This is a genomic window from Bacillus sp. 2175 (assembly GCF_057812155.1).
The window spans coordinates 166534-185262 of sequence record NZ_JBSZSU010000009.1 but is presented as its reverse complement, the minus strand read 5'-3'; the positions used below and the strand labels follow the sequence as shown (position 1 = coordinate 185262).

The 18729-nt window shown below is 31.3% G+C and carries 13 protein-coding genes and 3 pseudogenes; 11 read left to right on the top strand and 5 right to left on the bottom strand.

Annotated elements, in window-relative coordinates; all coding sequences use genetic code 11:
• Positions 1 to 56 precede the first annotated feature (56 nt).
• Positions 57 to 1013, bottom strand: coding sequence for an N-acetylmuramoyl-L-alanine amidase (locus ACXKY9_RS29810; RefSeq protein WP_021728132.1), 957 nt, complete (start codon positions 1011 to 1013; stop codon positions 57 to 59).
• Between the two features lie 784 nt (positions 1014 to 1797).
• A pseudogene (locus ACXKY9_RS29805) lies at positions 1798 to 2712 on the bottom strand (cation:proton antiporter); the annotation flags it as partial.
• Positions 2713 to 2804: 92 nt separating this feature from the next.
• On the opposite strand from ACXKY9_RS29805, the gene ACXKY9_RS29800 reads away from it, so the two are divergent.
• The 3 genes from ACXKY9_RS29800 (at position 2805) to istB (ending at position 6486) form a co-directional block, all read left to right on the top strand.
• On the top strand, positions 2805 to 4241 hold the full coding sequence (locus tag ACXKY9_RS29800) for an IS4-like element IS231B family transposase (RefSeq protein WP_001053956.1): 1437 nt from the start codon (positions 2805 to 2807) through the stop codon (positions 4239 to 4241).
• A gap of 207 nt (positions 4242 to 4448) precedes the next feature.
• On the top strand, positions 4449 to 5744 hold the full coding sequence (gene istA, locus ACXKY9_RS29795; RefSeq protein WP_000275580.1) for an IS21-like element IS232 family transposase: 1296 nt from the start codon (positions 4449 to 4451) through the stop codon (positions 5742 to 5744).
• Positions 5734 to 6486, top strand: a complete 753-nt coding sequence (gene istB, locus ACXKY9_RS29790; RefSeq protein ID WP_000798699.1) for an IS21-like element IS232 family helper ATPase IstB — start codon at positions 5734 to 5736, stop codon at positions 6484 to 6486. Before istA ends, istB begins: the two co-directional genes overlap by 11 nt.
• 161 nt (positions 6487 to 6647) lie before the next feature.
• Here istB and tnpA read toward each other — a convergent pair whose 3' ends face one another.
• Positions 6648 to 7091, bottom strand: a complete 444-nt coding sequence (gene tnpA, locus ACXKY9_RS29785) for an IS200/IS605 family transposase (protein WP_016090469.1) — start codon at positions 7089 to 7091, stop codon at positions 6648 to 6650.
• Between the two features lie 398 nt (positions 7092 to 7489).
• Here tnpA and tnpB point away from each other — a divergent pair, with 398 nt between their 5' ends.
• The 3 genes from tnpB (at position 7490) to ACXKY9_RS29770 (ending at position 10361) form a co-directional block, all read left to right on the top strand.
• Entirely contained in the window at positions 7490 to 8608 is a 1119-nt protein-coding gene (tnpB, locus tag ACXKY9_RS29780; RefSeq protein WP_015406602.1) for an IS200/IS605 family element RNA-guided endonuclease TnpB, read from the top strand.
• Positions 8609 to 8941: 333 nt separating this feature from the next.
• Positions 8942 to 9196: a SunI/YnzG family protein gene (locus tag ACXKY9_RS29775; RefSeq protein WP_000086972.1), complete on the top strand. Its 255-nt coding sequence runs from the start codon at positions 8942 to 8944 to the stop codon at positions 9194 to 9196.
• Positions 9197 to 10013: 817 nt separating this feature from the next.
• On the top strand, positions 10014 to 10361 hold the full coding sequence (locus ACXKY9_RS29770) for a DUF4064 domain-containing protein (RefSeq protein WP_001252813.1): 348 nt from the start codon (positions 10014 to 10016) through the stop codon (positions 10359 to 10361).
• Positions 10362 to 10526: 165 nt separating this feature from the next.
• Here ACXKY9_RS29770 and ACXKY9_RS29765 read toward each other — a convergent pair whose 3' ends face one another.
• Entirely contained in the window at positions 10527 to 11576 is a 1050-nt protein-coding gene (locus ACXKY9_RS29765) for a Fic family protein (RefSeq protein ID WP_001243454.1), read from the bottom strand.
• Between the two features lie 732 nt (positions 11577 to 12308).
• Here ACXKY9_RS29765 and ACXKY9_RS29760 point away from each other — a divergent pair.
• The 3 genes and pseudogenes from ACXKY9_RS29760 (at position 12309) to ACXKY9_RS29750 (ending at position 14337) form a co-directional block, all read left to right on the top strand.
• Positions 12309 to 12434, top strand: a complete 126-nt coding sequence (locus ACXKY9_RS29760) for a hypothetical protein (RefSeq protein ID WP_015406600.1) — start codon at positions 12309 to 12311, stop codon at positions 12432 to 12434.
• 337 nt (positions 12435 to 12771) lie between these two features.
• The gene (locus ACXKY9_RS29755; RefSeq protein ID WP_000495521.1) at positions 12772 to 13176 is read left to right on the top strand and encodes a DUF3221 domain-containing protein; all 405 of its coding nucleotides are present in this window, start codon (positions 12772 to 12774) and stop codon (positions 13174 to 13176) included.
• Between the two features lie 346 nt (positions 13177 to 13522).
• Positions 13523 to 14337, top strand: a pseudogene (locus ACXKY9_RS29750) (arylamine N-acetyltransferase family protein).
• A 275-nt stretch (positions 14338 to 14612) separates the two neighbouring features.
• Here ACXKY9_RS29750 and ACXKY9_RS29745 read toward each other — a convergent pair.
• Positions 14613 to 14859: pseudogene (locus ACXKY9_RS29745) on the bottom strand (hypothetical protein).
• Between the two features lie 810 nt (positions 14860 to 15669).
• On the opposite strand from ACXKY9_RS29745, the gene ACXKY9_RS29740 reads away from it, so the two are divergent.
• Both ACXKY9_RS29740 and ACXKY9_RS29735 read left to right on the top strand, forming a co-directional pair.
• A complete protein-coding gene (locus tag ACXKY9_RS29740; protein ID WP_000892197.1) occupies positions 15670 to 16092 on the top strand; it encodes a phage holin family protein in 423 nt (140 codons plus the stop codon).
• 360 nt (positions 16093 to 16452) lie between these two features.
• Entirely contained in the window at positions 16453 to 16704 is a 252-nt protein-coding gene (locus ACXKY9_RS29735; RefSeq protein ID WP_033679389.1) for a hypothetical protein, read from the top strand.
• The last annotated feature ends 2025 nt before the right edge of the window (positions 16705 to 18729 follow it).

Here is an 18729-nt window from a genome sequence, read left to right as displayed (position 1 = left end):
TTAACTTATTTTAAAGTCTTATTACTTTTTATACTTATATATAAAATCCACTTTTCCTATTTTACATATACAAATTGAGAATTTGCGGTAATGTAGAAATACTTACACTTATACATGTTAGAACCATTTACCTGCAATTCATCTTGAATTGTAAATGCTTCCCCTTTTTTTACAGTCTTAATCTTATCATTCCAATTAGCAGAACCATAGACCCATAATTCGTTTGTATCTACAACCACTAATTTACCAATATTACTCGTTTGTCTACGGGCAAAGTAAATATAGGAAGAGTCATATTTCACCCATGAATTACCTAGGTTCAGCCAGCCCTCACGTTCTTCCCAAACAATATAAGATTCAGGTTTGTTCAATTTACGAATTACATCACTACTCGTGCTAGGTCCTCTGCGAAGGTTAATATTTACACCTTCCATGTAAGCAATTCCTAATCCTTGTGTACCCGCATCCTTGTTATGATTCTCTACAACCATATCGTTTAGACTATCTTCAATCATCCTCTTGAAACCCTCAAATCCACCTGGTCGATTAAATATCGGACGTGGACAGTTCTTTCCACTCCAATGTTGATGGGAAACTACGTTCCCAATCTTTAATCCAAGGTGAGCCATGAGAAACTTAACGAGACCCGCAGCATGGGTTAAGGCTTTTTCAAAATTACCATCACGATTTTCACAAATTTCAATGCCGATAGACGAGCGATTACCCGCTCCATTCCCGTCTCCGGCATGCCAACCATTCTCATTTAGTGGTAAGTGCTGTACAATCCGATTATCGTCTACCGTAAAGTGCCAAGATACGCTGGATGATCCACCACCATTGTTAACATATCTAGCATGCGCTCTTGCATCAGTACCTGCATTTTGATTCGCGGTGGTGTGAATTGTGATATATCTTGGATTCATGGAATATGCAGGACGGTTACGGTTTCCTTTTGGAATGATATTACTTTCAAAAGGTGTGTTATTAATTTCTTTAGTATTGAATACTGTCATATAGCTACATCTCCTATCAGATTATTGGATATGATTTCAATCTTTCTTAAATAGATATTTCTACATTTATGAGTACAGTATATCTTTGTCTTGTAATAAAAAAGCATAGATATTTTCACCCATTCATGAAGTTATCCATACTTTTCTAGACAAAACATTTAAAATAGGGGTTCTTAAAAGCTACTTTTCGTGATGTATGATTTGATTTTTGTGCGATATACTTAAAAAGGATCTAAAAGGAGCTAACAGTTTGTTAGCTCCTTTTAGATCCTATCTTTATATCAAATCGATATATATGTTAATTAACACAAGGAATTCAATCCCTCAATTCATACAAATTACAAAGTTTCTACACTTAGAATTCAAGTAATTAAAAAGATTTTATCGTTTTCCAACAGAAGACTCCTTCCTCAAAAATGTCAAGGTGTGAAACACCAATTTTAGGTGGGATATGAATATCGATAGGCATAAGCCAACATATTTGCTATCATTTACTTATACAGATTGCTCTTCGAAAACTGAAGTTATGAGGTTGGTTTCAGAAAAACGTTGCAACTGTAAAATCTTCAACGTTCTTTCGCCCCATGCTTGCCGAAGTTGCGAAAACCAAACTAAAGTAGGGAGTGTGGTGCGTCAATGTACAAGATACTTATGTTCTCACTGTAGGGACTACGGGTAGCGCCTGCTAAGATAACCGGTGGATACATTGGTTATCTTAGCAGGAATCTCCCACTTCAAAAAGTCTGTAAGGACGTTAAGTGGTGAGTAGTTCAATGTCCTAAGTTTAAGTAGATTTTGTATCCCACCTAAATATTTTATTTAAAAATTTATATATTTTTTTCGATTCTTTAGTAAAGAGTGGTCCTAAAATAGATAGGATAAGTACATATAGTGCTGAGAACGGTTTCAACACTGACATTAAACCACCCGCTATACCAATATTAGCCATAATAATTGAAAACTCCCCTCTTGACACTATTGTTAACCCAATATTTGTTGATGCTTTATGAGATAATCCAGCTTGCCTTCCTGCAATCATCCCTGCTACAAAGTTCCCGATGATTGTCAGTAGTACAGCACCTAACGTTAGCCATATAGCTCCACCCAACGAAAACGGATCTATACCTAAACCGAAGCTAAAGAAGAAGATAGCTCCAAAAAAGTCTCTAAATGAAACAACAAGATGTTCAATTCGATCACTATGCTCTGTTTCAGAAAAAACTAAACCTAACAGAAGCGCTCCGATTGCTTCCGCAACATGAATTGTTTCAGAAAAACCAGCGATAAAGAATAAAGAAGAAAATACTACTATAATAAAAATTTCATCTGAACTAATATTCAACAATTTATTTAATAACGGAGTAGCCCATCTAGCTACAATAAAGAATAAGAGCATATATCCCAAAGCTATACCAATTGAGGTAAGAGCACCTAAAAATGAAGCATGATCACCAAGTACTAAGCCAGAAACCACTGATAAATATACAGCAAGGAATATATCCTCAAACATGATAATTCCTAAAATTAGCTCCGTTTCGTTATTCCCTGTTCTTTTTAAATCAACTAGCACTTTTGCAACGATAGCACTAGAAGAAATTGTAATAACCCCCGCTATAATCAAAGTTTCTAATAAAGGGAATCTCATCAAAAATCCATATAGTAACCCCAACGAAAAATTAATCAAAATATAGATTGTTCCACATGCCCATCAACTTAAGAATCTAGACTACCCCCAAGTGTAAAAAAACGTTATTCTTTCTAAAAAGCTAACTAGAAAGGATGACGTTTTTTATGAATCTTTCGATTCAAGATGAATTACAACTATTTTCTGAAGAGCTGTGCCGTCATTTAACCCCTTCTTTTTTAGAAGAACTCGCAAAAAAATTAGGTTTTGTAAAAAGAAAACGAAAATTTTCAGGAAGTGAATTAGCTACCATTTTTATTTGGATAAGTCAAAGGACAGCGAGTGATTCCCTCGTTCGATTATGTAGCCAATTACATGCAGCTACAGGTACTCTTATGAGTCCAGAAGGACTTAATAAACGCTTTGATAAAAAAGCTGTTGAATTTCTGAAATATATTTTTTCTACATTATGGAAAAGTAAACTTTGTAAAACATCGGCTATTTCAAGCACGGCGCTTACCCACTTTCAACGTATTCGTATTTTAGATGCGACGATTTTTCAAATCCCAAAACATTTAGCTAGTATATATCCTGGATCCGGTGGTTGCGCACAAACAGCGGGTATCAAGATTCAATTAGAGTATGATTTACATAGCGGTCAATTTTTAAACTTTCAGGTGGGTCCAGGGAAAAATAATGATAAGACCTTTGGAACGGAATGTTTAGATACCTTACGTCCAGGTGACTTGTGCATTCGTGATTTAGGTTATTTTTCATTAGAAGACTTAGATCAAATGGATCAACGAGGTGCCTACTATATATCCAGATTAAAATTAAACCATACTGTTTATATAAAAAATCCGTCTCCAGAATACTTTCGAAACGGAACCGTAAAAAAGCAATCACAGTATATTCAAGTTGATTTAGAACATATCATGAACCATTTAAAACCCGGTCAAACATATGAAATAAAAGAAGCTTACATTGGAAAGAATCAAAAACTATTCACGCGCGTAATTATCTATCGTTTAACAGAAAAACAGATACAGGAACGTAGAAAAAAACAAGCCTATACGGAAAGTAAAAAGGGTATTACGTTTTCAGAAAAGAGTAAACGATTAACGGGTATCAACATATATGTCTCAAATACGCCTGAAGGGATTGTTCCGATGGAACAAATACATGACTTTTACTCCCTTCGCTGGCAAATAGAAATCATTTTTAAAACTTGGAAATCCTTATTTCAAATTCATCATTGGCAAAATATCAAACAAGAGCGATTAGAATGTCATGTGTATGGAAGGCTTATTGCCATTTTTATCTGTTCTTCTACGATGTTTAAGATGCGTAAACTTCTGTTGCAAAAGAACAAAAGAGAATTAAGTGAATATAAAGCTATTGGGATGATTCAAGATCATGTATCGCTGTTATATCAAGCGATACAGAGAAACACCCAAGATCTAACAAAGATTTTAATCCGTTTGTTCGACCTCCTACAGAAGAATGGACGGAAATCTCATCGATATGAGAGGAAAACTATCTTTGATATTATGGGTGTTGTCTATGAGTATAATGGGTTTGGAAAACAAAAGAAAGCTGCATAATTTTTAAAATGAAACTCGTTAGAGTTTATTTGGTGTGTGTACTTTTCAATACCAAAAGTACATTACGAGTTTTTTAGTTGCTTTGAACGAAAGTTCATTTTATTTTTGTTCTTAAGTATAAATGCTAACTTAAATATGTACATTAACGCTTGAATAAATATGTACATTTTCAATTGGATTCTCCATACTGACTCTGAGGTGGTTAGTATGTATATTAAGCTAGATATTCAAACAGAATTTGAGGTTAAAAGTCTTTCAGACTTACCAAATTTTAAAAAACTAATGGGGAACTTAAAAATGAAGATAAATAAAAGTCAATTAGCCAGAGAATTGAATGTGGATCGGCGTACCATAGATAAGTATTTGAATGGTTTTACACCAAAAGGGACAAAAAATAAAACATCGAAAATCGATACATATTATGAAGTGATTGCAGCTCTTTTATCTAGTGATTCTAAACAAATCTTCTACTACAAACGAGTGTTATGGCAGTATCTAACAGACAATCACGGTTTAAAATGTTCACAGTCTGCATTTCGTGCTTATATTAATAGAAAGCCTGAATTTAGAACATATTTTGATGAGGGGAAGCGTATTTTATCAGGTCATTCAGTGGGTGTCCGTTATGAGACACCTCCAGGAGAACAAGCTCAATTAGATTGGAAAGAAAGCATACGATTTGAAACCAAAAGTGGCGAAATCGTATATGTGAATGTAGCTGTACTTTTATTGTCCTACTCGAGATTTAAAGTTTTTCATTTGAATATTTCAAAATCACAAAGTGTTTTAATGTCATTTATGACAGAGGCATTTGAAATGTTTGGTGGTGTACCGAAGGTAATTGTCACGGATAATATGAAGACGGTAATGGATGAAGCTCGAACAGAACACTTTACAGGAACGATTAACAATAAGTTTGCCCAATTCGCTCAAGATTTTGGATTTAAGGTACAACCTTGTATCGCAGGGCGACCAAATACCAAAGGGAAAGTAGAAGCGCCAATGAAACTTCTAGACGAAATTCATGCTTATCAAGGAAGATTCACTTTTGAAGAATTACATGAATTTGTGCAAAAATTATGTGCAAGAATTAATCAAACATTTCATCAAGGGACTGGTAAGATTCCAGTGTTTGCCCTAAAACAGGAAAAGAATCTCCTACAACCACTCCCGAAGAGCGCGATAAGAGATTCCTATATGATTAAGCATAAACTTGTAAAAGTTAATACATCAGGCATGATATCTTACAAATCGAATCAATACTCAGTTCCAGCTGAATATCAAGGTAAAACCGTCGGTTTACAAGTATATGATAATCAAATATATGTTTATCATAACATGAAGTTAATTGTACAACATAAAATCAGCCAATCTAAGCTCAATTATAAAGAAGAACATTATAAAAAAGCATTGGCTAAGTCACTACCTAAATATCCGAACATTGACAATTTGGCGAAACAAAATTTATCAGTAATTGGTGAGGTATATAGAAATGAAGAATAGCTATCAACAATTAACAACAAACCTAGAGTATTTAAAATTAAAACAAATGGCACAACATTTAGGTGACGTAGTCGATTTTAGCATTAATAATGAATTATCCTTCGTAGAGACACTTGTTAAACTGACAAACTATGAGATTGATGTACGAGAACAAAATATGATTCATTCTATGGTGAAAATGGGCGCATTTCCTCATAGAAAGGAGGTTGATGAGTTTGATTTCGAATTCCAGCCGAGTATTAATAAACAACAAATCTTAGATTTTATTTCTCTACGTTTCTTAGAGCAACAAGAAAACATAGTATTTTTAGGACCTAGTGGTGTTGGTAAGACCCATTTGGCCACGTCTATTGGTATAGCAGCAGCTAAAAAGCGAACAAGTACTTATTTTATTAAATGTCATGATTTACTTCAAAATTTAAAACGTGCCAAGATTGAGAATCGCCTAGAATCTCGTTTAAAGCACTATACAAAATACAAATTACTTATTATTGATGAAATTGGGTACTTGCCTATTGATCCGGAGGATGCAAAATTATTCTTTCAATTAATCGATATGCGTTATGAAAAGCGTAGTACCATCCTAACGACCAATATCAACTTCAAGTCTTGGGACGAAGTATTCCAGGACCCTAAACTCGCCAATGCCATACTAGATCGTGTCTTACATCATGCCACGGTGGTCAGTATTGTAGGACAATCCTATCGAATTAAAGATCATTTTAGCAAAGAAAATGATTGATTTTGTACATGCTTAAACAAGCGAAAATGTACATGTTTATCTTGACATTTACACACAGATCACTGTTACCAAAATATTTACTACAAATTTTTAAAAAAATGTACTGCACAATTGTATTGAATGATATTTTTCAGTCCACGACAGTAACTCTGGCGCTCCATCTACAAAAACATCCTATTTTTTCTTATTCCCCCTTTTCGAGGGGATGGGCAAAAACACCCATTTTCAATATATTTCTTTACTACGTCTATTGGCGAACCACCAGTAGTGAATAAGCAAAAACTTCTTGACCAAAACATTTCTTTCCAAAGTTTTGTTTTCACTTGCGGAAAGTCTCTCTTGATTAGTCGAGAACTTGCACTTTTATAAGCATTAATAAATTTTGTCATTTCTGTATTCGGATGTGCCTTGAACAAAATATGAGCATGGTCAACATTATGATTCCACTCTACCAATGTTATGTTGTAATTCTCGGATAACCTGACAAACATGTCTTTTGCATAATCTGATATATCATCATTGAATACATTTCTTCTGTATTTTACAACCAATACAAGACGATAATACAACAAGAACACTGAATAATTAATATTATCTAATTTCATTAATATACCAGTCCTTATTATTTATAAGACTGATTTTATCAGGGGAAATATCAAAAGCAAAGCCCTTTTGCTCCGTCAAACTGAAATTCATCTCCTACCTATCGTTGGGCTACGCTTGAGGAAGGAGTATTCTTTCGTGGGATACGTTAAAAATCACAACACTATTGTCTACAAAGATTTTGTTTTCATCAATTTATCATTTTAGCCAAGAAGACTCCTTCCTCAAGGAGCGTGAAGGGTCACAGCCCAGTGAGTAGGTGGGAGATGAATTGGCGTCGAACAAGGGATGGAAGGAAGCCATCTTAATTGTTCGACATACAGAAAGTGTTGCTCCACTATCTATCGAATGTACGTTCGGTGTGTAATAGTCATATACCAAAATGGAGGTGAATTAAATAATGATTAATAAAGCCTATAAGTTTCGTATCTATCCAAATCAAGCACAAGCAATTCTAATCAACAAAACGATTGGGTGTTCTCGCTTTGTATTCAATCATTTCCTATCCTTATGGGATCGCGCATACAAAGAGACAGGAAAAGGCTTGACCTATGGTACATGCTCTGCCAAACTACCTGCCATGAAGAAAGAGCTTGTTTGGCTAAAAGAAGTGGATAGTATTGCGATTCAGTCGTCTGTTCGCAACCTTGCGGATGCTTATATGCGCTTTTTCAAAAAACAAAACAGCGCACCGCGCTTTAAATCTAAGAAGAACAACGTACAATCTTATACCACAAAACAAACAAATGAAAACATTGCCGTTGTAGGGAACAAAATAAAGTTGCCGAAACTAGGCCTTGTTCGATTTGCCAAAAGTCGCGAAGTAGAGGGGCGTATTGTAAATGCTACAGTTAGACGGAACCCCTCTGGTAGATATTTGGTGTCACTATTAGTTGAAACAGAAGTACAAGAACTTCCGAAAACACATTCTTACATTGGAATAGATGTAGGACTAAAAGATTTCGCTATTTTGTCAGATGGAACACACTATGAAAATCCGAAGTTTTTCCGATCATTAGAAGATAAGTTGGCAAAAGCACAGCGTGTGCTTTCTAGAAGAATGAAAGGATCTTCTCGCTGGAATAAACAACGAGTAAAGGTATCTAAAATTCATGAATACATATCAAATACTAGAAAAGATTACTTGGACAAAATTTCAACTGAAATCATCAAAAACCACGATGTTATCGGTATAGAGGATTTGCAAGTATCGAATATGTTAAAGAATCATACGTTAGCAAAAGCAATTAGTGAGGTATCTTGGTCGCAATTTCGATCCATGTTAGAATACAAAGCAAAATGGTATGGCAAACAAGTTATTGTCGTATCGAAAACATTTGCTTCCAGCCAATTATGTTCTTGTTGTGGATATCAAAATAAAGACGTTAAAAATCTAAACCTACGTGAATGGGACTGTCCTTCTTGTTGTACACACCATGATAGGGATATTAACGCAAGTATCAATCTAAAAAATGAAGCGATAAGGCTTCTAACCGCAAGGACTGCGGGGTTAGCCTAATCAATTAGAGTTCGATAGAACTCTTTACTTAGGAATCCCTCACTTCTAAACGAAGTGAAAGTGGGGTAGTTCAAGACTTATTTAATTCACAAATAGAATAGCAGCTTTTTTTAGTTAATTACTGTTAAATTGAAAAGAAATGAAATTGATTAATAGTAATCAAATCGGTTTTAATATAGTTTATTTTTATGGGAATATGAAGTTTATACATGCAATTTTGCATACATAAGCATAAATTATTTAAATTAATATATAATAATATAAAGTTTATTTTAAAGTAATTTAGATAATTGGTTAATTATTTATCTAAAACTAATAAAGGATTGATATAAAATGTCAAGAATTAGCATAACAAAGTCCCAAGATAGTATAATGATTGCATGGCAATCAGCAGAGATTACCATCCCTTTAAAAGATATAATTACTATATCTACAAATGACGTTCCTCATAACAAGCTCGATCATGTTGTTTATATTGGAACTCCATCTTCCTCAAAGAATAGAATACTGATACATACTACAAACTTAAACTTCATTATATTTGTTGTTAATCCATCTATAGTTTTAGAAGAAATTAATATTGAGTAATAACGTTATAGAAAGACATTAAAGTATAAACTAAAATCTCATGAACAATCGTTGATAAATAGTCATTAGCATAAATTTAGTAGGGGAACGATGTGCCTCTTGTTATAATGGAATCAAGATGCGAAAATTATCATTTTTAAAGTTGGAGAGATAATTATGGATACTAGTTATAGATTTAGCGTTTTTGAGTTAAAACATTTATTGCATCTTATATATAGTGATCTTTGTACAGCGTATGATGTTGTAACTAAGAAAGAAAACGATAAAAAGTATAACAGCACTAGAATTTGTAAATAATGCTCATAGCACGTATCTAGAATCTCGAAGATTATACTTTAATAAAAAGATTGAACGACAAGAATTCGAGGACTTTTTTTGCAAAGTTCAAAAGATTAGAATGCGAACTTAAAGAAGTTATTTCAGAAGAAGATAAGAACACAGCTTGGCTATATTCAAGACATGAAGACTTTATTGAAGATGGACATATTTTACTTACTAAATAAAGTTTTACAGAAATTAGAAAAGGAAAAAAATAAACGTACCATAAATAGAGAAGAGTATAAACGGATCTTTAAAGAAGTATTTGATATTTCTCTGAACAAATACTCCGATAAAATTTTAGAAAGAGGCTAGCTTAAACTAGCACATATGAATTCACTTGAGGTAGTTAGTACACTTTATTTGCAATATGTTTTAAGAGTGAGAAAGCATAAAATTATATCTCACCATTGTAAAGATAGCTATAAAAGTAAATAATTTGTATCTTACTCTCAATAGAATAACTTCCCATAATATTGTATTTTAAGAAGTGTTAATCTTGAGAAGAATAACAGATTTCATATTAGGGCTTACCGGTGGAATTATGGGTATCTTATTTTTCATTTTTACTATATTTATTGATAATCTAAGTAAGACTCTCAAAGTAGAAGGTGCAAATGGGATAATCGTTTTAAATTGGCTCCCTATTATATTATCTGTTATTGAAATTATTGGTTGTTTAATTGTTACATTTAATGCTAAAATAGGTGGGTTTTTAATGATTATTGCCGCTATTGGTGGTGTTATTTGTATCACACTCTTTTATTTATTGCCAGGTGCCCTATTATTAATTAGTGGATCAATGAGTATTTTTTGTAAAGAAAAGCAAAAACTCAATGTAATATAGAGTGATTTTTCCCATTCCTACTTAGCTAAAAAGAGAAAAAACTGAAAAAACATGTATCTAATCAGACCAGTATCATGCATAGTATATTGGTCTGATCGGATTTTAAAAACAATTAGAAGAGAAATAATATTATAGCCTTTTTATATGGGGAAAGGGCTATTTGATTTATGGGGAGACTTTCATCCAATGTGCATTTCTTCCTTTTGAAACAAGTTTAACTTCGCCGGATAATTGTAAGGTATTTAATGTCTTACTAATTGTACTCTTAGCTATATCAGGGTATATGCTACTGATAGTTTCTTGAGTAAATGGCTGTTTTTGGTTGTATACAAAATTTTGAATGCGTTCAACTTTACTTTGATTACATATAGAATCTTGTATTCTGTTGTGTAAGTCTTTATATGCCTCTAAAATAATAGTTAAGAAATTTTTTAACCAGAAACTAATATTATGTTCATTACAATACCAATTAACTGAAGATTTACATATAGCATTGTAGTATTCTGATTGTTTTTTATTGATATATTTATCTAAACAAACATATTTTACAAATGTATGTCCATTTTTTATTAATAATAAATGCATTAATATCTGAGTAAGTCTACCATTTCCATGGCTAAAAGGGACTATGCAATAAAAACTCAATATAAATCGAGCAATTAGTAAAAGTGAATGTAGCTCTTTATTTTTATATAATAAATTGTATTGGTAGCACAAGTCGTCTACAGTTTGTGGAATCAGTTCATGAGGGAGCGGATGGTAATTGGTTATGTGTATTCCGCTATCTTTAAATTCTGGTATAGAAAGTGGTTTTTGACGCCACATTCCACTATCTGAGGTATAAAAATTCATTACTTGAAAATGTAATTCTTGTATAGTTTCTGGACTAATAGATAAAGTGCAAGATTTTTGATGTACAACAGCCAGAGTCTGATAGTAACAAAATATCGCATCTTCCGGAACAGATTCAGGTACCTTGTTATTAAAAATGAGTTCTTTTATTCTTTTTTTTGAAATTTTTTTATCTGTATAAATAGTAGTATAATTTTTCATGTAGTGTAGAGGTATAATTTTTTCGAAATTATTAAATATGTCTGGCCTCTGTTCTTGATAAGAAGCTAACTTTCCTTTATACTCACTAATTTCGCTAATTAAGTTTATTAATTGCCTTTTAAGTTCAACATTTATGTACTTGTCTTCAAAGAAATTTCGCACGCTGTGCCTCCTATTATTCCCCATCAACATAACATAAAATCATCCATTCTATTACAATCTGATACTCTAGTTCTCTATTTATTAAGAAATTAAATTGATATTTTAGCTATTAATTTAATTCGGACAAAAAATATTATTCTCTCACAATAAAAAAAAATTATATTAAGATTTTTATAGATATAATGTTAACACGGAATCAATAAAAATGAAAGCCTTTCCATGATAACGTATAAAGTAATTTTAATATAGTAATTTTAAATAGGCAATTGATAAGGATAATTTAGTTTTAGACAGAAAAGTTTTTTATAGTAATTCGTTTTTTATCATATAATTCTTTGTTGCTTAATTATAATATTTATTGTAATTGCTGAACAACTCACCACGTAACGTCTTCATGGGTAGTTTGAAGTGAAAGATTCTTAGGCACAAAGTTCTATCGAACTCTAATGGAATTGGGCATTCCCACTCATGAATTGTTAAATCTTAAATACCATTTTTTTGTATCCATAATTAGAATATAATGGACTAGAAGCGTCAAATGAAATTTTAATTAGTCCTGAGGTACAGAATAAACGGTTTAATAAAGCGCTAATCTAAATGGCACAAGTATGGACAAAATATAACTTTAGGAGACTTATATAAGATTGTTGTTCCAGTAGGTAGGCATTCTGCTGGTACTATGCTGGTGGAATTAGAAGTTTGAACGGGGAGAGAATGTAAATATTTACTCCTATGACAGATAGTAAAGTAAAATATGATGATAAAAAAGCAACGATTGATACCATGCTAAAATTTGACAAAAATAGCAAACACATACATATCAATTTTACAAGGATACATTCTGACGGTACAGCTTGAAGTAGTCCTCACCCTAATCGAACACTCATTTTGCTGCTAAAGTAAAATCAGAAAACTTAAGGAATGATTAGGGGTATTTAGGAAGTAGATAGATTCTAAAATTACATAAAGGTAATATCCGTGATAATTTTCTCTATTTTGAGAAAGTGTGACTCATTTCTTTAAATTTTGTAACAAATCGCCATAGCATAAACCTCTATCAAAAACTACTGAAAATGCAAATTACTATTATAAAAATGACAAATTTGTTAAAAATAGGATTTAGGAAGTTTTCTTGCCATTTAACTGGTAATATTGACATGTAGGGATAAAAAATTAGAAAAGGGGATAATTGATTATGTTTACAGTAAAACAAAAGCTAGTTACCGTAGCAACTACTTTAGCATTAGGCTCTGGATTTACTTTTGGAATAACACCTGCTTCTGCCGCATCGAACGAAACTTCTACAAATCATATTTCCATCTCGTCTTTTGAGAAACAACTGCAAACACATTTCACAGGTTATGTTGTTTCTGTTGATAGTAATTATATGACGATTGTGGATACACCAACGATAGAAAAAGCTCTATTGTATCAAGAAAATTGGTGGGATTTAGTTAACAAAAATAAAATATTGCTCGTTCCAACTTTAGATAATAATTCTTATACTATCGGAGATAAATTAGATGTTTATTTTAAAGCAATGACAATGTCGCTTCCACCTATTGCGATGTCACCTATCGTTGAAAAAGTAATAGAATAGCCTAGAATACTAAAAAAGAAGAGTTGGTACAAACTCTTCTTTTTTATGAATGATATCCATCAATTCAAGAGTAATCCTGTCATAAGAAGCTTCTATGCGTATAATCTTGCTATTTAGCAGATTGATATCAGTTACAATCATGTAATGTAATTTGAAAGCCGATTGCCACCTTTAAAATGAATGAATCATTAATATTATTTTATCTGCATATTAATAGGACGTTCACCTATCCTATACATATTTTGCATTTCTAAAAGAAAAAAATTAGAATACTTCAATAATATAAAAACCAACAACTGGAGCGTAATTGATGTATATTTTTTCAACAAACGAAAGGAGTATTTACATGTTAACTGAATTACAAAAGAATTTCCTCTCAAAATTAAAGATTTCATCAAAAGAAAGTATCCAATTTGATACCTTGCATCAAATTCTTTTACAGATGGCACATTTAATACCCTGCGAGAACATAGACATTATGGAAGGACATCCTCAAAAAATTTCTCGAGTAAATCTTGAAGAAAAATTACTTCTAAATAATCATGGCGGACTATGTATGCTATGAGCTAAATTCGTTATTATATTATTTTTTAAGTGATTGTCAATTTAATGTTTATCGAATAGCGGGTACTCTTTATGATCCCAAAATAAAAAAAATGGAAACCTGATGACGGACACGTAATAATCATTTTAGAACACAAAAATACTAACTACATACTAGATGCTGGTTTCGCTTCACACCTTCCCTTACATCCGGTTCCCTTTAACGGTGATACTATTAAGTCTCCAACTGGAGAGTATCGTGTTCGTAAACAAAGTACAGCTAAAGGTACCTATGTATTAGAAATGAGAAAAGGAAAAAATGGAGAAACTTCACATTTCCTTGGTTCTGAACCTAGTCATAATTGGCCTATTGGATATGCTTTTTCTTTGGAAAAAATCAATGAAGATAAAGTAAATGATATACAAAACATTATTATAACGAATCCAGACTCTCCTTTAAATAAGGGACATATAATTTGTAAATTAATTAAAAACGGTCATATTTCACTTACAAAACAAAGTTTTACACACACTCAATATGGGGAGAAAATAAAAAAAGAAATTAATACGGAACAATACCATCGAATTCTTCAAACAGACTTTAATATTTTTAAATAAATAATATTATGTTTTCGGAATATTATACAGATATTCAACGAATATTTTTAATGTATTAGAGTGTTGTGTTATAGTGCTTCCGAAATGAAGTTGCATTTTAGTGAAAGCCTAATAAACGGGTCTATGCAGCATATGTAATGTAAATTCAAAAAGCATTTAATACCTTTTAGGATGTATGTTTTAGTTATTTATAAGGAGACTATTTTTACCTTCATTTTTTGCGAAATCCCTACACAGTATTAAGAAGAGGTTCTAACAAAATTGTTAGAGCCTCTTTATCTTTTCGCAACAAAAGAGGATTTTAAATTTTTTATCCAAACTGATTGATGTAGATCAGTATGAGAAATCCAATTCCCTGTTTTATGAGAACCGATAAATTCATTATAGGGGGGGATACCAAACAATTAAGTAAGTCTCATTTTTATATTATATTTCATCAAATTGACATAACGCTTTTCCTACTATATTGGATTGTCCGGTGGGTATTGCTCCTTTTTCTAAAATCTCATTAAACTGCTTCAAAAACCATCACACTCCTTCGGATAAGTTTAAGTATATATTTTTCAAAAGATATACTTTTTCCTCTTTTATAGCTGAATTAGAATGAGGATTTTAAAAACAAACGAAAAAAATAACCTCTATACAAAATAAGAGTGATTTTTTAGGATGGCATATTAGTTATTTATATGATGAAAGGGGTGCTTAAGAGAAGCATCCAAAATAGTGATTTTTTTGTTTATATTTTCAATACAATATAATGCTTTTTAATAATTTATTTCATTTAAAATACCACAATCTTTAATTCTTTTAAATTTATCTATCTTAACTTGTTAGTAATAGAATTTCATTTTTCAATAAGTATATTTTTCTACACATAAACATGTACACAATATGATAAATTTTAATAAACTCCTAAAAATACGTAAAAAAGCATTGGATTTTGGGTATATAAAAATATAAATTCACAATAATTTAGTTGGAATCTTACTTTACTCACTAATTCTAACTAAGTCTATGGAGTACAAGAATAGTGGGCTTATAGCGGAATTAATGAAGGTGAGATATATCATTAAAAAACATTAAAAATAGGTCCATTATTTGTAAACATAATTTTTCATGCATATATGAAAAGAGATATATCCTTTTATTTATAGATGTAGTCTAAACTATAGTTGTGCATGAGCCTGAGTAGGAAGAGAAAAGATAGGCATAAAAAAAGTGGATTTCTGGCATCTTAAAAATTTATAGAATAGTGGATACAGATTATGTCCTTTATACATGCATGAGAGTATACATTGAGTATTAATAATATAGTAGAAGGGAGTGTAGAGAATGTTAGAGAATGAAGCTGTATTAGTGAAAACATTTCTAGCCACCTTTGGTGGTTTTTGCGGTTACTTTTTCGGTGCATGGGATGTATTATTAAAAATCTTAGTAACTATGGTCTCAGTTGACTACATTACGGGAATGATTGCTGCAGGTTATAATGGAAAATTAAAAAGCAAAATTGGCTTTAAAGGTATTGCTAAAAAGGTCGTGTTATTTCTTCTAGTAGGCGTTGCAACTCAATTAGATATGATATTTGGAAGTAATAGCGCCATTCGAGAAGCCACAATCTTTTTCTTCGTGGGAAATGAGTTATTGTCTATCTCAGAAAATGCTGGGCGTATAGGTATTCCGCTTCCACAACCTTTAATCAATGCAGTTGAAACTTTAGGTGGAAAAAGAAAACACAATAAAAAAGAAGATAAATAATGGGGGAATTTAGTAGACTTAAAAAACATGGTATACAATGAATCCAGACCTTATTATCATTTATAATGTGTACAATACATTAACATTGTGCCCAAAAATGAAGTTGCTTAAATGATTGAAAATAACTAGTAAGTTTCCTTCTATGCTTAAATATCAATTTAATTTACCCTTGTAAGAATTGGATATCGTATGCTTATTTCTTTCACAAAAATTATATAGGATAATTCTTTAAAAAATTGTTAATAGAATTAATTATTTAATATGCTCTTTTAGATGATTTTCTCTTTTTGTTTTAAAATTTCTATAGAAGAATATCAACATACTTAAAAAATATACATAAAAATAATATTATAAAGGATGATGTGTTTGAAGCAATTTAAAGAGATGCTAGACCAAGGAGCGATTTCTATTGGCCAATCCGACCAATTTGGAAAACCTTTACGTCAATTTGATGAAGTACAATATGGAAATGAAGTCTATCTTGTTATTTGGCATCCCATCTATAGAGAATTTGTAGGTTCTCATGAATCAGGGAATTGGATTCCTAATACTAATTTACATCAATCTATATGGATTAAGAATTTAAAAGAGCATTTTGCAAACAAAAAATAAAAAGATTCCAACAAGTTTATTAGAGCCTTTTTGAGATACTCTTTAGGGATTTCTTCAAAGAACGAAATTAATTATATTTTATATAACTAAGACATAAATATAAAAAAAGACATCAAAAATAATAAGTCGTTTGTTTTCGAGATGATTGTCTTTTTACAAACAAAATGCGGGTTGTAACAGATTTTTTACAGCTCGCATTGTATTAGTTTGGAACCCATCGTACAGATCATATATTTTAAATAATCCAAATACAGATTGTGGCTTTATTTATATTTTAAACTTGTATAGTTCTTTTTCTTTTTAAAGTTCGTGCAGATGATAAACAATTAACAACTTGCTGATTTAACAAAGATTTGTTCCATTTAATTGTAATCCGTTAAGCTAGTAATCAACGAACACTTTCATTCTATTTTCTTACTATTTGCCTTTAAAATATGTCACTCATACTTCCGATCATTCTATTTCAAATAGTTGAAGTTTTCTCTCTTATAACTTTTAAATTCACAAAATTATTTGACTCCTCTTGTTGAACTATCATTAATATATATATATATTAATGATAAGTTTACCTTATATAGATTATTAGTATTTTTTTATCAAACTAAAAAACGTTGAGTACATTGGGCTAAAGCTTTTCTATTTTAAAATATGGTGCAAATCCCTAGGCAAATGTAGATTATATAAACATGAGAAATAAACCAGTAATCTGAGGTATGCATTCAATGCAAAATGCTTTGAATACAGAAAACAGTATGCTATAAGATTTTAGAGCGACTAACAATATGTCTCAACTACATATAAACCAATTTTTCACAACCCTTATGTAATTGCTAAATCAAATTCAAGTAAAAAATATAATATTTATGTGAAATCCATAGCTTTTAAGAATAATCGTTCATTAATTAGTTCAGGAGCGAATAGCAAAAATACTCCTTTATAGTGATTGCTATTATAACAAATCAAGTTTTCTACTCATTTTCAACAAATATAAAATATGCGTACAATTGAGATTAAAAATAATCAAGCACATCTATATTTTTCAATTGTACATAATATTGGTGAAGATAGTGCATAAGATTTAATTATTTTAGTGAATTATAAACAAAAGTCATTATAGGTCTGAAATCAAACGAAATAAATGTTTAAGTTTTTTTTGATATAACTCTAATTAGTTTAAAATATATTAAATTTACTGTTCCTAAATGAGGTGAATAAAAAATATAGCAGTCAACAAAAATACGTTCATTTCGAACGTTAATTCAAAATTAACCATAAAGAGTAAATTCTTTTACTCATAAAACGTGCAGGGAAATTCTTTTTTGTATTGTATCTACCTGTTTTCTACACATCTCTAATCGTTTTTATACTTGTAATCATATTAGTAACCAAAATAATTCCTGCAATACCAATGGTATCTCTCAATAATATCCCTTATTCCTCATAAAAAGATACAACCATAGTATACATATAGAACAAAAAATTTAAAATAACGCATTTCTATGCGATTATCTTGAATATTTATGATATTTGTAGCACTTTTCATTTATAAAAAAGCATAGATATCTTCCTCTATAGAGGAAGATATCTATGCTTTTTCTTTTTGGATTAGAGATATACTTTACTCAAAGCCGCAGGAAAAGAGTTAACAGGTGATTGAATTCAATTTCATCAATGGAATAGGGGGCAACCTGTGTGAAAATGAATTAAACAATTGTTGCCTTTAATAAATGGATTCTCTAATTACACCTGTTAATCTATGAGGAGGAGGACAGAAGTAGTTAAGAAAGCGGTGAATGGATCCCTTAAAAAAATTCAAGAAATATGATGTTGATTCTTAGAGCAATGAAAGAGTTATTACCCTGTTTAAGGTGTCATGATTCTCCTAGAAAAGTAGGCAGATGAAGAATGGACGATATGCATACGGATAACGTGACTCGTAAAAAGTACGCTTCGTATATGATATGTATATTTCAACGTACAGTCATCAAAATGTAACATGGGAGGCGTGAAAATATTGTGATGAAT

Excerpts from the sequence above, each read along its gene's own strand:
- ACXKY9_RS29810 (WP_021728132.1), bottom strand. The coding sequence starts at position 1,013 with ATGACAGTATTCAATACTAAAGAAATTAATAACACACCTTTTGAAAGT.
- ACXKY9_RS29800 (WP_001053956.1), top strand. The coding sequence starts at position 2,805 with ATGAATCTTTCGATTCAAGATGAATTACAACTATTTTCTGAAGAGCTG.
- istA (WP_000275580.1), top strand. The coding sequence starts at position 4,449 with ATGTATATTAAGCTAGATATTCAAACAGAATTTGAGGTTAAAAGTCTT.
- istB (WP_000798699.1), top strand. The coding sequence starts at position 5,734 with ATGAAGAATAGCTATCAACAATTAACAACAAACCTAGAGTATTTAAAA.
- tnpA (WP_016090469.1), bottom strand. The coding sequence starts at position 7,091 with ATGAAATTAGATAATATTAATTATTCAGTGTTCTTGTTGTATTATCGT.
- tnpB (WP_015406602.1), top strand. The coding sequence starts at position 7,490 with ATGATTAATAAAGCCTATAAGTTTCGTATCTATCCAAATCAAGCACAA.
- ACXKY9_RS29775 (WP_000086972.1), top strand. The coding sequence starts at position 8,942 with ATGTCAAGAATTAGCATAACAAAGTCCCAAGATAGTATAATGATTGCA.
- ACXKY9_RS29760 (WP_015406600.1), top strand. The coding sequence starts at position 12,309 with ATGACAGATAGTAAAGTAAAATATGATGATAAAAAAGCAACGATTGAT.
- ACXKY9_RS29755 (WP_000495521.1), top strand. The coding sequence starts at position 12,772 with ATGTTTACAGTAAAACAAAAGCTAGTTACCGTAGCAACTACTTTAGCA.
- ACXKY9_RS29740 (WP_000892197.1), top strand. The coding sequence starts at position 15,670 with ATGTTAGAGAATGAAGCTGTATTAGTGAAAACATTTCTAGCCACCTTT.
- ACXKY9_RS29735 (WP_033679389.1), top strand. The coding sequence starts at position 16,453 with ATGTGTTTGAAGCAATTTAAAGAGATGCTAGACCAAGGAGCGATTTCT.